We start from the raw sequence: 13,004 nt of genomic DNA, 5'->3' as shown, positions 1-13,004 counted from the left end.
TGCGGGCGGCCGGGCGGTCGCGAAGGGGCGTCCGCCACCGCCGGGCGGGCTCGGTCGCCGAGCCCGCCCGGCGGTGCGGTCCGGTGATGCATTCCCGGACGTTTTCCGGCCCTGCGGTGCGGCAGCTCCCGGCCGGAGCCCGCCGCACCGCGGGTGGGCTCCGGCCCGGAGCCCGTTCCATGACGTACGGGTCAGACGCCCGGCGGGACCCGTGACGGGCGGCCCGTGCCACGGGTGAGGGAGTAACCGAACACGGCCGCGAGCGCACCGAGTACGCCGCCGCCGATCGTCCACAGCCAGCGGTCGGTCCACCAGCCGGAGGCCCAGTCGTCCTCGGGCTCACTGCCGAGCGAGGCCTTGGCCGACGTGTCCGAGGTCTTCGCCACGGAGGACACACCGGGGACCAGCGGCTCGGCGAGCGTGCCGTCCACATCGGCGGCACCGCCCTTGTCGACCGATGTGACCTCGACCTCGGTCTGTACCGGAAGACCCAGGTCCGCCGAGGGCAGGTCGACGACGGTGAGGCGCACGTAGTAACTGCCCGGCAGCGGGTCGTTGGCCCACGGTTCGGACCAGGCACGGACGGTCCGCAGCACACAGGTCAGCTCGACCGCCGACGCGTCGGCGGCCGCCTTCCCGGTCTGGCGGCCGTACATGCAGGCCTGCCGGCGCCGCAGTCCGTCGTACACATCGACCTGCCAGGTCGACGCGCCGTGCCGGGCGGCGCTCTCCGGCAGGGTGATCTTCGCCTTGACCGTGGCCCGTTGGCCCGCGTCGGCGGGGAACACCCAGTACAGGTAGTCGCCCGTGGACGCACCGGCGGTGGCCCGCTGGTTCTGCTGGATCGCCGTCGCCGTACGGAAGGCGGTGCCGGCCTCGGTGGGGCCGGACGCGCCGTCGGAGGCGCTCGGGCTCGGGCTCTCCGACGGGCCGTCGGCCGAGGCGGCGCCCGCCGAGGTCAGCAGGGCGAGGCCGGTCAGCAGCGCACCCGCGAGTACACGTCTCGTACGCTTCATCAGTTGGTCCTCCAGACGGCGACGCGCCAGCGCGAGATCCAGCCGGTCAGCAGACCCGCGACCAGTCCGGTGAGAACCAGCACGCCCAGCAGCCACCAGCCGTGGCCGAGGCCGAACGCGGCGACATCGGCCGCGTCGTCGGGGGCGTCCACCAGGTCCACGGTCAGCTCGACGGGCATGCCCGGCGCGGTCTTCACCGAGGCGGGGGCCGAGAAGGAGTTGCTGACCTGGAGGCACACGGTCTCGGCGGGGGGCTTCTCGCCGTCGTCCGTGTCGTCCTGCTCGGGCTTCGGGTAGCGCAGGCCGGAGGAGATCGCGTCGGTGCGGCCGGTGCCCGATTCCGAACCCCGGACGATTTCCCGGCCGTGCACGGTCACCGCCCGCAGCAGCACACCGTAGTCGTTGTTCACCGCCCGGTCCGCGGAGACACTGACCGAGGCGCGCAGCTCCTGGCCGGGCGGCACGTCCACCCGGTACCAGCGGTGCTCGCCGAACTTCTCGCGGTCGGTGTACAGGCCCGGCTTGAGCTGGGGGGCAGTGGAGCAGCGGTCCGCGCCCTCGGTCGCCACCGGCGTGACGACGGGCTCGGCGGCCCGGTCCACCAACTGCTTTACCCGGCCCGAGAGTTGATCGGTGTGCTGGACGGCGGTGTAGGTGCCGCCGGTGGCTTCGGCGATGCAGGTCAGCTGCTCGCGGATCTTCGCGTTCGGCACCAGGCCCAGTGTGTCGATGACGAGGTGGATACCGCGGGCCGCGATGTCACGTGCCACCTCGCACGGGTCGAGCGGCCCGCAGGTGTCCTCGCCGTCGCTGATCAGCACGATCCGGCGGGTGGAGTCGCCGCCCTTGAGGTCGTCGGCGGCGCCCAGCAGGGCCGGGCCGATCGGGGTCCAGCCGGTGGGGGCCAGCGTGGCGACCGCGGTCTTCGCCTCGGTGCGGTCCAGGGGACCGACCGGGTAGAGCTGCTTGGTGTCCTTGCAGCCGACCTTGCGGTCATTGCCCGGGTAGTCGGCGCCGAGCGTCCGGATGCCGAGCTCCACCTCCTCGGGCACCGAGTCCAGGACCTCGTTGAACGCCTGCTTCGCCGCGGTCATCCGGGACTGGCCGTCGATGTCGCGGGTCCGCATGGAACCACTGACGTCGAGCACCAGCTCGACCTTGGGGGAGGCTACGGCGGGGGGTTCACCGGCCGCGGCGGGGAGCGCGGAACCGAGCCCGGCGGTCAGGGTGGCGAGCAGGATGCCCACCCCGACCGTCAGCCTTCTTCTTATGATCATCGCCGGATACTATTGAAGATCGGTTCGCTTCCCCAAACCGGTGCGGGGGCGGCCGAGGACGGTTCGGCGCCGTCGCCCGGTACGCGGCCAAGGGGAAGTGACGGCCAGTCAGCGACCCTTGCCGGGCGTGGAGGTGTACGGGCGTCAGGCACCGCCCAGCAAGGGGGCCGCGGCCCCCTCCAGTACCGATCCGACCCGCTCCCAGGTGGCCGCGTCCCGTTCGACGGCCGGAAGCCGGACGTCCTCGCCGGTGCTCCAGGCGGCGGCGATCGCGACCGGGTCGCCGCCGGTCGCCGCGGCGGCGGCCAGCGCGGCCGCCCCCAGGGCGACCGGTTCCTCGCTGCCGGGCACGATCACCGGCCGGCCGGAGAGCCGTCGTACCGTCTCCACCCAGGTGCGCCCCCGGGCACCGCCGCCGACCAGGCGCAGCGGCCGGGCGGCCACCTCGGGGTCTGCCGGGTCGAGGCCGCAGGCCGACAGGAGCCCGTCGAGGGCGCGCAGCACGGTGACGACCGCCCCCTCGTAGGCGGCGCCGAGGAGTTGCCGCGGGGTGGTGTCGTGCCGGAGCCCGGTGAGCAGACCGGAGGCGCGGGGCAGGTCCGGGGTGCGTTCGCCGTCCAGGTAGGGCAGGAGTACCGCCTCGCCGCCGGGGTCCGCGGCGTCGCGGTCCAGGCCGAGCAGTGCGGCGACCTTGTCCACGGCGAGTGTGCAGTTGAGGGTGCAGGCCAGCGGGAGGTACGTGCCGTCCGCCGCGGCGAATCCGGAGAGCGCCGCCGATGCGGGCCGGGTCAGGGACGCGGCGAAGACCGTTCCCGAGGTGCCGAGGCTGAGGACGGGGTGGTCCAGCAGCCCGGCGCGGCCCAGTCCGAGGCCGACGGCTGCGCTCATGTTGTCCCCGGTGCCCGCGGCCACGGCGATTGTGGCGGGCAGTCCGAGGGCGTCGGCCGCTTCGTCGGTGAGCGAGCCGACGCGGGTCGCCCCGGTCTCGGCCACCTCGGGCAGCAACGCGGCGTCCAGGCAAAGGAGTTCGAGCAGTTCGGGGGCGTACGCACCGGTCGCCGTGGAGTACCAGCCGGTGCCCGAGGCGTCACCGGGGTCGGTGACGGCGGCCCCCGCGAGGCGTTCGGTCAGGAAGTCGTGGGGGAGCCGGACGGCCGCGGCCGCCGCGGCGATCTCCGGTTCGTTCTCCCGCAGCCACTGCCACTTCGACGCGGTGATGGAGGCCACCGGCGCCGATCCGGTCCGCGCGGTCCAGGGTTCGGCCCCGCCCAGTGCCGCGGTGAGGGCGGCGGCCTGCGGCGCCGAGCGGGTGTCGTTCCACAGCATCGCCGGGCGCAGCGGACGTCCGGCCCGGTCGAGGACGACCAGCCCGTGCTGCTGCCCGGCGACCGCGATGCCGGTCACGGCGGAAGCGGCGACGCCGCACTCCTTCAGCCCGGCACCGACGGCGTCGCACAGCGCCCGCCACCACATCTCCGGGTCGCTCTCGCGGGCGCCCGCCTCGCCGGTGACGCTGTGCGGTGCGCGGCCGACGGCGAGCAGCCGGCCGGTCCCGGCGTCCACGAAGGCGGCTGTGGCGGACTGGGTGGAGCTGTCCACTCCGATGACGACGTTGCGCGGCGGCATGGGTGACCTCATTCCTGTGCTGCGGGGCGACGGGCGCGGGGAGATGATCGAGGGACCGGCCGCGGAGCGTACGCCCCATCAGGTGCGGCTCCCGGGACGGGGCACGGATACATCGATTTGATCGTACGGTAAACAAATTACGCGACCGTACCCGTCGGGAACAGTGATTGCTCCCGAATTCCGCTACGGAAGGGTGTCCCTCCCCGCGGTGCTCCGTGCATGATTAGTCATGACAGTAAACAAATCGAGTTCGGGTACTCGACCGGTCATGGAACCCGACAGCACCGAAGGCGGCCAGACGATGACGGAACGCTTCACACCCACCCCCGGGGACAGGTTCACCTTCGGACTGTGGACGGTGGGCTGGCAGGGGCGCGACCCCTTCGGCGATGCGACCCGCACCGCGATCGACCCGGTCGACTCCGTTCGGCGGCTCGCGGAGCTCGGCGCGTACGGTGTGACATTCCATGACGACGACCTGATCCCGTTCGGCTCGACGGACGCGGAGCGCGAGGGAATCGTGAAGCGGTTCCGGCAGGCGCTGGACGCGGCCGGACTCGTGGTCCCCATGGCGACGACGAACCTCTTCACCCATCCGGTGTTCAAGGACGGCGCGTTCACCGCCAATGACCGGGACGTACGCCGCTACGCCCTGCGCAAGACCCTGCGCAACATCGACCTCGCCGTCGAGCTCGGTGCCACCACCTATGTGGCCTGGGGCGGCCGCGAGGGCTCCGAGTCCGGCGCCGCCAAGGACATCCGGGTCGCCCTCGACCGTATGAAGGAAGCCTTCGACCTGCTCGGCGACTACGTCACCGAGCAGGGGTACGACCTGAGGTTCGCCATCGAGCCCAAGCCGAACGAGCCGCGCGGCGACATCCTGCTGCCGACCATCGGTCACGCCCTCGCCTTCATCGAGCGCCTCGATCGCCCGGAGCTGGTCGGCGTCAACCCGGAGACCGGGCACGAGCAGATGGCCGGGCTCAACTTCCCGCACGGCATCGCGCAGGCGCTCTGGGCGGGCAAGCTCTTCCATATCGACCTGAACGGCCAGTCCGGCATCAAATACGACCAGGATCTGCGCTTCGGCGCGGGTGACCTGCGCCAGGCGTTCTGGCTCGTCGATCTGCTGGAGACGGCCGGTTACGCGGGTCCGCGGCACTTCGACTTCAAGCCGCCGCGGACCGAGGACTACGACGGTGTCTGGGCCTCGGCCGCGGGCTGCATGCGCAACTACCTGATCCTCAAGGAGCGCGCCGCCGCCTTCCGCGCCGACCCCGCCGTACGGGAGGCACTGCGCGCGTCCCGGCTCGACGAACTGGCCCGCCCGACCGCCGAGGACGGCGTGGCCGGGCTGCTGGCCGACCGGTCGGCGTTCGAGGAGTTCGACGTGCAGGCGGCGGCGGAACGAGGGATGGCGTTCGAGACCCTGGACCAGCTGGCGATGGATCACCTGCTCGGGGTCCGTTGACCTCGGGCCGCGGTGACGCGGTGACGCGGGGGCGGGGCGGTGGCGACGTGAGGACGTGGGGGTGTGGGCCGGACGCCCGACCGGACCGATGTCCGGCCCACGCCCGTCGTGTGGATCAGCCGGTGGCCCGGTCCTGCGCGTACGCAACCGGGTCGGCCAGCACCGCCGTCATCACCAGCGCCGCGGCGCCCCGTGCCGCGTCACCCGCGACGGACGACGCGCGCAGTCGGCTGCTCCCCGGGGACCAGAGCCCCGACACCACCCGGCCGATCAGCTCCTCGTCGACGGGCGGTGACAGCCACGGCATCAGGTTCCGGTAGATCCCGCCGAGCACCACCGCGTCCGGGTCGAGCAGATTCACCGTCCCGGACAGCACCCGTCCGAGCATCCGGCCGGCCTCCGCGACGGCGGCCAGCGCCCGCTCGTCCCCCGCGCCGGCGCGCCGTTCCAGCTCGGTCACCCCGGCACCGCTGCCGGTCTCCTCGATCCCGGCGGCCCGCAGGAGCGCCGCCTGTCCCGCGTACTGCTCCAGGCAGCCGCGCGAGCCGCACCGGCACGCCGGACCTTCCGCGTCCACCACCACGTGCCCGATCTCCCCGGCGAACCCATGGGCTCCACGCAGGAGTTCACCGTCGACGACCAGGGCGCCGCCGACGCCGATCTCGCCCGTCAGATAGAGGAAACTGCGGACCGCGCCGAGCCCGCCGAACCAGAGCTCGGCCAGTGCCGCCAGATTGGCCTCGTTCTCCGAACTCACCGGCAGCGCCTCGCGGCCGGGACGCGAGGCAGCGAGCGAAGCGGCGAAGAGATCCTCGGCCGGAACCTGGTTCCAGCCCAGGTTGGGCGCCTGGCGCACCAAGCCGCCGGAGACCAGACCGGGAAGCGCGAGCGCCACCCCGACCGGGAACAGCTCCTGTTCGCGCGCCGACTCCAGGGTGCGCGCCGCGATCCCGGCCGCGCGCGCCAGCACCTCCGCGGGCGGTGCGCCGCGGTTGTCCAGGTGTTCGGTGAGCCGTACCCGGCCGGTGCCCGCCAGATCGACGACGCACACCGACACATAGTCGATGTTGATCTCCACGCCGATCCCGGCGGGCCCCGTGCGTGCCACCTTGAGCGTGGTCCCGGGGCGGCCCGCCTGCCCGCTGAACGTCTTGCCCGACTCGGTGAGGAGCCCGCTGTCCAGGAGCTGCTCGACGAGCGAGGACACCGCGGCCCGGGTCAGTCCCACCCGCGCGGCAACCCCGGCCCTGGTCGCTTCGCCCTCGTCACGGACGGCCCGCAGCACCAGACTGAGGTTGCTCCGACGCACGGTGTCCTTGTCGGCCTTGGGCCCCAGCGGTGTGAGGTTGCTCTTCATATCGGTTCCGAGCCTATGCGATCCCCTGCGCGACCGGTCCGGCGAGCGAGTGGGCCCGTTCACGGGGAAGGAATCCGCCGTGAACGGGCCGTCGGCGAGGGACAGTCCGTGCACGCGCCTGTCCCGGCCGTCGGAGCGGCCGGTGCTCAGGCCGTGGAGCCGCGCTCCTCGAGCATGTCCGCCATCAGCGCGATCTCCGACTGCTGGCCCCGGACCATGCCCGCCGCCAGGTTCCTGATCTCCTCGGTACCGGCCGTGTCCGCCGCCGCCTGCGCCATCTCCGCACCGGCGCGGTGGTGCGTCGTCATCAGCTTCAGGTACCTCACCTCGGCGTCCTTGCCCTTCGCCGAACGCAGTGCGTCCAGCTCACTGTCGGTCGCCATGCCGGGCATCAGCGAACCGTCGCCCCGGGGCGTGACGGTGTGCCCCATCCACGCCATGGGCGGTGCGCCGGACGACTTCGGCCGGCCCCACATCTCCAGCCAGCCCAGCATCATGCCGCGCTGATTGGCCTGGGTGTTGATGATGTCGTACGCGAGCCGGCGGACCGCCACGTCGGACGTACGGTCCCGCACGATGAGCGACATCTCGACCGCCTGCTGGTGGTGGACCGACATGTCGCGGGCGAACCCGGCGTCGACGGAGGTGTCCGAGGGCGCGGCCGCCGAAGCGGCGGAGCCCGTCGAGCCGGCCGAGGAGGACGGCCGTACGGCCATCAGCACGACCAGGCCCAGCGCCAGCAGCAGCACCGCACCGCCCGCCACCACCATCGGGCGGGAGGAACGGACCGCCGACGTCACTGGGCGATCCCGCCGGTGCAGGCGGCGCCCGGTTCCGGCGTCTGCGGCCCCTGCACGTACTTGGTGAAGAACTGCGCCACGCGCGCGTCGGCGGCGCTCGTCACCGTCACCTGCTTGCCCCACGCGCTGAGCATGAGCGGGGCGGCCTGGTCCTCCACCGGGCTCATCAGCGAGTACGGCGTTGCCCTGACCCGCTCGCCGAGCTTCTCGATATCGGCCGGCTTCGCCTTGCCGGTGTACGTGACCCAGACCGCGCCGTGCTCAAGGGAGTGGACCGCGTTCTCCTTCGGTATCGCCTTCGTGTAGACATCGGCGTTGCAGTTCATCCACACCGGGTTGTGATCGCCGCCGACCGGAGGGTTCATCGGATAGGCGACCTGCTTCTGGACATGGTTCTGGGTGAGCTTGTTCCAGGCCCGCTCGCCCTGTACGGGCGACGACTTGGCCTCGGTCTCGGCCTTCTCCTTGTCGTCGGCGGCGGACATCAGATAGCCGCCGCCCGCGACGAGCGCGGCCAGTGCGGCGACGGAGGCGGTGAGGGTGATGATGCGGTTGCGCCGCTCGCGGGCCCGCTCCTTGCGGCGGGCCTCCTCCAGCTTGGCGCGACGCGCGGCGGCAGCGGTGTTCTTGGCGGAAGCCATGGGAGAGTCCTTCGGTTCAACTGGGCTGATGGAGTCGAGGGCATGCCGGAGAACGTCCTCGGTGTCCCGAGGAACGAGCCCTGCCTCTAGATCCGTTGAACCTGCAGACGGAGATGGTCGACTTCCCGCACGGCGTCGTTGGACGGCCCGCGGATCGCGGCAGCGCCGGTGAGCGGGGCGACCGGGGCGGCGGTGGCCATGCCGGGAAGGGCGACGGGCGCGCCCGGGCCGGGCAGCACGACAGGGGTCGCGTGCTCGGAGGTCCCGTGGCAGGAGCTGCCGATGCCGCGGTCCTCCGGGGCATCGGCCACCACGGTCTGTACGACCAGGTGGTGGGCGGGTGTCATGGCCCGGGTGGCCGCCGCGGTGGGGGTGCCCGGGTGGTGCGCGGCCGAATCCGGCAGCGCGATCGAGCAGCACGAGGCCATGGTGAGCAGGACGAACAGCCAGCCGAGAACGGCCGACGCGTGGGCGCCCCGCCCCCGTCGGCTCGTGCGTTCGCTCAGCGTGTTCATCCCCGCCATCGTACGGGGTATGTGAAGTTTCAAAGAGGGGGTGACGTCATGGACGTGCGGGACGGTGCTTCCGTTGTCGCAGTGGCGGGGTAGTGTGCCCCGGTGACAACGCAATCGAACGTATCTGCGGGCTGGTATCCGGATCCGCACGGCACGCCCCATTTGCTGCGCTATTGGGACGGTTCCCGGTGGACGGAGCACACCGGCCCTGCCGCCGGGCAGCAGCCCCAGGCCGCGGCCGGGGCGGCTCCCGCGCAGGCGCAGGCGGCGCCCGCTCAGGCGCAGGCGGCGCCCGCTCAGGCGCCTTATCAGCAGGCCGCCCCGCAGCATCAGCAGGCCGCTCCCCAGCAGGCGGCGTTCCCGTCCCAGCAGCCCGGGGTTCCTGTGCAGCAGGCGGCGGTCCAGCCTCGGCAGGGCGGCGCTCCCGGCGCGGGCTCGCTCTTCAATCAGCAGGTCCTGGTTGTGAGCCAGAAGGCCAAGCTGATCGAGGTGACGAACGAGTACAGCGTCTTCGACCAGCACGGCAACACCGTCGGCTCGGTCGTCCAGGTCGGCCAGGGCGCCCTGCGCAAGGTGCTGCGCTTCCTCAGCAGCATCGACCAGTACCTGACCCACCGTCTTGAGATCCGTGACGCCTACGGTCAGCCGCAGCTCCTGCTGACCCGCCCGGCGAAGTTCATCAAGTCCAAGGTCATCGTGGAGCGCCCCGGCGGGCACCTGGTCGGCGAGATCGTCCAGCAGAACGCCCTCGGCAAGATCAATTTCGCGATCATGGCCGACGGGCGGCAGATCGGCGCGATCAAGGCGGAGAACTGGCGCGCCTGGAACTTCGCGATCGTCGATCACAACGACGCCGAGATAGCCCGGATCACCAAGAGCTGGGAAGGCCTCGCGAAGACGCTGTTCACCACGGCGGACAACTACGTGCTGCAGATCCGCCACCAGCTGCCCGAGCCGCTGCTGAGCCTCGTCGTGGCAACGGCCCTGACCGTGGACACCGCCCTCAAGCAGGACGCCCGCGGCTTCGGCTGACGCGCGGACGCGCCGTTCGTCCCGTGCGTCCCGTGCGTCCCGACCCCCTGCTCTTGCGCGATCTGCCGCGAAAAAAAGGGGGGCGTGACGGGGCGGGAGCGGACCTGAAGGGGTGCCGCAACCGTGCGATGATGCGCCCATGCCGTACTTGGTGCCGCCCCTCATTCCTCCGGGGCGCCTCGCGGATTCCGTTCAGCCCTCCCTCCCCGTATCCGACGGCCTGCTCCTGCGGCCGTGGCGGTGCGCGGATGCCCCGGCCGTTCTCGCCGCCTTCGCCGACCCGGCCATCCAGCACTGGCATCTGCGCCGGGCCGACACCGAGGACGAGGCGCGCGACTGGATCGACCAGTGGCGGAACGCCTGGTACTGCGAGACCGGGGCCCACTGGGCCGTCGTCCGTCCCGAGGGGGCGGCCGACGGAACCGGGAAGGTGCTCGGCCGGATCGCGCTCCGTTCGCTGATACCGGCCATCGGTCAGGCCGAATGCGCCTACTGGGTGCTGCCGGCCGCCCGCGGTCGGGGCATCGCGCCCCGAGCCCTGTCGGTGCTGGCACGCTGGGCCTTCGAGGAGATCGGGTTCGAGCGCCTCGAACTCGCCCATTCCGTGCTGAACGAGGCGTCCTGCCGGGTGGCGGCCAAGGCGGGCTTCACCCTGGAGGGGACCAGGCGCCGGGGCCATCTGCACGCCGACGGCTGGCACGACATGCATGTCCACGCCCGGATCCGCGGCGACGGCCTGCCCGACAGGCTCTGAACCCGGCGGGTGCGGCCGTACCCGTACCACCGGGTGGCCGTACGCGTGCCCCCGGCGGTCACCCGCGGCCCAGAGCGCGGTCGGTCAGCGGGCCCGCGCTGCCGGTGTAGCGGGCGGGATCGGTCAGCTCGGACAGATCGAGACCGGCGAGCTCGGGTTCCTCGTCCAGCACGTCGGTGAGGACGTCGGCCAGATCCGTGGTCTCCGCGCGGGCCCGGGCGGCGGCGTTCATCAGAACCTCCTTGGCACGCTTGCGGCCGACCCGTTCCGCGAACACGGCGGCCAGCCGCTCCGCGACGATCAGGCCGTCGGTGAGCTGGAGGTTCTCCCGCATGGCGTACGGGACGACCCGCAGTCCGTCGGTGAGTTCGGCCGCCTCGTACGCGGCCCCGCCGACGAGCCGCAGCAGCTCGCGCAGCGGCTCCCACTCGGCGTGCCAGGCCCCGGCCGGCCGCTCATCCTCGGCGACGAGGCAGCCGTACAGCGTCGCCGCCAGACCGGGAGCGCGACGGGCGGCCGCCGAGATCAGCGTGGCGCGCACCGGGTTGGCCTTCTGCGGCATGGTGGACGAAGCACCGCCCTGCCCCTCGGTCACCTCGCCGATCTCGGTACGGGACAGGTTGAGTACGTCGGCGGCCAGCTTGCCGAGCGCGCCCGCCGTGAAGGCGAGTGCGCCCGCCAGGTCGGCGATCGGGGTGCGCAGGGTGTGCCACGGCAACAGCGGTTCGGCCAGCCCGAGTTCGTTCGCGAATGCCTGGAGCAGGGACAGCCCCGAGCTGGCGTCGTCGGCGCCGGACGCATCGGTGCCGGCCGCCCCGACGGGGGTGAATGCGTCGAAGACGGCCAGTGTGCCCGCCGCGCCGCCCAGCTGCACGGGGAGCGACTCGCGTACGGCGGACAGGCGGTCCCGAGCATCGAGGATCAGCGCACGCCACCCCGCCGCCTTCAGCCCGAAGGTGGTCGGTACGGCGTGCTGGGTGAGCGTACGGCCGGCCATCGGGGTGTTGCGGTGGGCGACGGCGAGCCGTGCCACCGCTTCCGCGGCCCGTACCAGATCGTCGAGCACCGGGGCCAGGGTCCGGGCGGAGACCAGCATGGCCGCCGTGTCGAGAATGTCCTGGCTGGTGGCGCCCCGGTGCACATACGGCCGGACGTCGGGCGCCACCGCGGCGGCCAGGTCGACGACCAGGGCGAGGACCGGATTGCCGTCCGCACGTGCGCGCAGCGCCAGACTCCGTGCATCGAACCGGCTCGCGTCGGCCGCCGCGGTCACCGCCCGCGCGGCCTCGGCGGGCGCGAGCCCGCAGCCGCACTGGGCGCGGGTGAGCGCGGCCTCGGCGTCGAGCATCGCCTGCAGAAAGGCGCTGTCGCGGGTGGTCGTCTCGGTGGGGGAGCCGGCCCACCCGGGGGCGAGCAGTCCGGCATCGCTCTCGTGCATCAGCTGAACTCCAGGAAGACCGTTCGCCGTCCCCGCCCGCAGGCGGATGCCGGACCGATGGATACGCGGGACCGCGGGCGTCGCGATCAGTGGGGCCCGGGGCCGCCTCTCGCGGGGTCCGGCCTGATCCAGACGAAAGGCCCTAGCCCTCGTCGCCCGCCCGATGGATACCGAACACCGCTCCCTGCGGATCCCGTACCACCGCGATCCGCGGCCCGTCAGGAACGTTCGTCGGCGGCATCAGCAGTTCACCGCCCGCCCCCTGCGCGGTGGCCGCTGTCACGTCGACGTCCGTCACGGCGAAATACGGCAGCCAGTTCGGCGGCGCCTCCGGCGGGAACCTGTCGTCCATGACCAGCATGCCGCCGAAGTCCTCGCCCGCCACGCCCCACTGCGGGTAGCTCCCGGATGCGGTGTTCACCGTCCACCCGAAGACCGCCGGATAGAAAGCGAGTGCCGGATCGGCCTCACGGGTGACGAGTTCGACCCAGCCGAGTGTGCCGGGTGCGTTCAGCTGCTCGGCGCCGGCGAAGGCACGGGCCTGCCACAGCGAGAACACCGCACCGGACGGATCCGCGACCACCGCGAACCTGCCCTGGTCGAACACGTCCATCGGGCCGATCAGCAGCGAACCGCCCGCCGACCTCACCTTCTCGACCGTGGCGTCGGTGTCCTCGGTCGAGAACGACACCGTCCAGGCCGGCAGCTGCCCCGGCTGGTAGACCGGGCTGAGCGCCGCCACGCGGGCGTCTTCGAGGCGCGCCATGGTGTAGCCGCCGGCCTCCTCGCGCGGATCGGTCTCGCAGCGCCAGCCGAAGAGTGCCGCGTAGAACGACTTGGCGGCAGGGATGTCGGGGGTGCTCAGCTCGGTCCAGCAGGGACCGCCGGGCACCGGTCGGGTGAGCTTCATTGGGTTTCCTCCATGGACGCACGGATGCGCGGACCGGTGGGTGCGTGACCGTCTGTCGTCGTGCAGCTGAACGCTATTGCGTCGCCGAGAGGTCGGCCATCGGTGCCGTGCGGCGACGGTGCCGCGAGAGGAGAATCTTTTACGGGTGTAATACCTGCTAAAGTATT

Annotated in this window: 12 protein-coding genes; 3 read left to right on the top strand and 9 right to left on the bottom strand. The window is 72.2% G+C overall.

Features of this window, described 5'->3' with window-relative positions:
* Positions 1-191: 191 nt before the first annotated feature.
* The 3 genes from ACF08M_RS14125 to xylB all read right to left on the bottom strand — a co-directional run bounded on the left by ACF08M_RS14125 (position 192) and on the right by xylB (position 3,919).
* Positions 192-1,016 (bottom strand): hypothetical protein, encoded by an 825-nt coding sequence (locus tag ACF08M_RS14125; RefSeq protein ID WP_392185502.1) that lies wholly within the window; start codon positions 1,014-1,016, stop codon positions 192-194.
* Complete coding sequence (locus ACF08M_RS14120) at positions 1,016-2,293, bottom strand: VWA domain-containing protein (protein ID WP_392185501.1); 1,278 nt, start codon at positions 2,291-2,293, stop codon at positions 1,016-1,018. Before ACF08M_RS14120 ends, ACF08M_RS14125 begins: the two co-directional genes overlap by 1 nt.
* A gap of 144 nt (positions 2,294-2,437) precedes the next feature.
* Positions 2,438-3,919, bottom strand: coding sequence for a xylulokinase (gene xylB / locus ACF08M_RS14115; RefSeq protein ID WP_392185500.1), 1,482 nt, complete (start codon positions 3,917-3,919; stop codon positions 2,438-2,440).
* Positions 3,920-4,220: 301 nt separating this feature from the next.
* Here xylB and xylA point away from each other — a divergent pair, with 301 nt between their 5' ends.
* A complete protein-coding gene (xylA, locus tag ACF08M_RS14110) occupies positions 4,221-5,390 on the top strand; it encodes a xylose isomerase (protein WP_392185534.1) in 1,170 nt (389 codons plus the stop codon).
* A 115-nt stretch (positions 5,391-5,505) separates the two neighbouring features.
* On the opposite strand, the gene ACF08M_RS14105 is transcribed toward xylA, so the two are convergent.
* The 4 genes from ACF08M_RS14105 to ACF08M_RS14090 form a co-directional block, all read right to left on the bottom strand.
* Positions 5,506-6,747: an ROK family protein gene (locus tag ACF08M_RS14105; protein ID WP_392185499.1), complete on the bottom strand. Its 1,242-nt coding sequence runs from the start codon at positions 6,745-6,747 to the stop codon at positions 5,506-5,508.
* Between the two features lie 146 nt (positions 6,748-6,893).
* Positions 6,894-7,547: a DUF305 domain-containing protein gene (locus ACF08M_RS14100; protein WP_392185498.1), complete on the bottom strand. Its 654-nt coding sequence runs from the start codon at positions 7,545-7,547 to the stop codon at positions 6,894-6,896.
* The gene (locus ACF08M_RS14095; protein WP_392185497.1) at positions 7,544-8,188 is read right to left on the bottom strand and encodes a DUF3105 domain-containing protein; all 645 of its coding nucleotides are present in this window, start codon (positions 8,186-8,188) and stop codon (positions 7,544-7,546) included. The genes ACF08M_RS14100 and ACF08M_RS14095 overlap by 4 nt, the downstream gene beginning before the upstream one ends.
* A gap of 86 nt (positions 8,189-8,274) precedes the next feature.
* A complete protein-coding gene (locus ACF08M_RS14090; RefSeq protein WP_392185496.1) occupies positions 8,275-8,703 on the bottom strand; it encodes a hypothetical protein in 429 nt (142 codons plus the stop codon).
* A gap of 102 nt (positions 8,704-8,805) precedes the next feature.
* On the opposite strand from ACF08M_RS14090, the gene ACF08M_RS14085 reads away from it, so the two are divergent.
* Entirely contained in the window at positions 8,806-9,735 is a 930-nt protein-coding gene (locus tag ACF08M_RS14085) for a phospholipid scramblase-related protein (protein WP_392185495.1), read from the top strand.
* 139 nt (positions 9,736-9,874) lie between these two features.
* Positions 9,875-10,489: a GNAT family N-acetyltransferase gene (locus ACF08M_RS14080; RefSeq protein ID WP_392185494.1), complete on the top strand. Its 615-nt coding sequence runs from the start codon at positions 9,875-9,877 to the stop codon at positions 10,487-10,489.
* 58 nt (positions 10,490-10,547) lie between these two features.
* Here ACF08M_RS14080 and pcaB read toward each other — a convergent pair whose 3' ends face one another.
* Positions 10,548-11,927, bottom strand: a complete 1,380-nt coding sequence (pcaB, locus tag ACF08M_RS14075; protein WP_392185493.1) for a 3-carboxy-cis,cis-muconate cycloisomerase — start codon at positions 11,925-11,927, stop codon at positions 10,548-10,550.
* 142 nt (positions 11,928-12,069) lie between these two features.
* Positions 12,070-12,837 (bottom strand): VOC family protein, encoded by a 768-nt coding sequence (locus ACF08M_RS14070; RefSeq protein WP_392185492.1) that lies wholly within the window; start codon positions 12,835-12,837, stop codon positions 12,070-12,072.
* Positions 12,838-13,004: the final 167 nt, after the last annotated feature.

The organism is Streptomyces sp. NPDC015032 (assembly GCF_043080425.1).
Taxonomy (GTDB): Bacteria; Actinomycetota; Actinomycetes; order Streptomycetales; family Streptomycetaceae; genus Streptomyces.
The sequence above is the reverse complement of the archived record's forward strand: the minus strand, read 5'-3'. Positions and strand labels throughout refer to the sequence as shown.

Excerpts from the sequence above, each read along its gene's own strand:
- ACF08M_RS14125 (WP_392185502.1), bottom strand. The coding sequence starts at position 1,016 with ATGAAGCGTACGAGACGTGTACTCGCGGGTGCGCTGCTGACCGGCCTC.
- ACF08M_RS14120 (WP_392185501.1), bottom strand. The coding sequence starts at position 2,293 with ATGATCATAAGAAGAAGGCTGACGGTCGGGGTGGGCATCCTGCTCGCC.
- xylB (WP_392185500.1), bottom strand. The coding sequence starts at position 3,919 with ATGCCGCCGCGCAACGTCGTCATCGGAGTGGACAGCTCCACCCAGTCC.
- xylA (WP_392185534.1), top strand. The coding sequence starts at position 4,221 with ATGACGGAACGCTTCACACCCACCCCCGGGGACAGGTTCACCTTCGGA.
- ACF08M_RS14105 (WP_392185499.1), bottom strand. The coding sequence starts at position 6,747 with ATGAAGAGCAACCTCACACCGCTGGGGCCCAAGGCCGACAAGGACACC.
- ACF08M_RS14095 (WP_392185497.1), bottom strand. The coding sequence starts at position 8,188 with ATGGCTTCCGCCAAGAACACCGCTGCCGCCGCGCGTCGCGCCAAGCTG.
- ACF08M_RS14090 (WP_392185496.1), bottom strand. The coding sequence starts at position 8,703 with ATGAACACGCTGAGCGAACGCACGAGCCGACGGGGGCGGGGCGCCCAC.
- ACF08M_RS14080 (WP_392185494.1), top strand. The coding sequence starts at position 9,875 with ATGCCGTACTTGGTGCCGCCCCTCATTCCTCCGGGGCGCCTCGCGGAT.
- pcaB (WP_392185493.1), bottom strand. The coding sequence starts at position 11,927 with ATGCACGAGAGCGATGCCGGACTGCTCGCCCCCGGGTGGGCCGGCTCC.
- ACF08M_RS14070 (WP_392185492.1), bottom strand. The coding sequence starts at position 12,837 with ATGAAGCTCACCCGACCGGTGCCCGGCGGTCCCTGCTGGACCGAGCTG.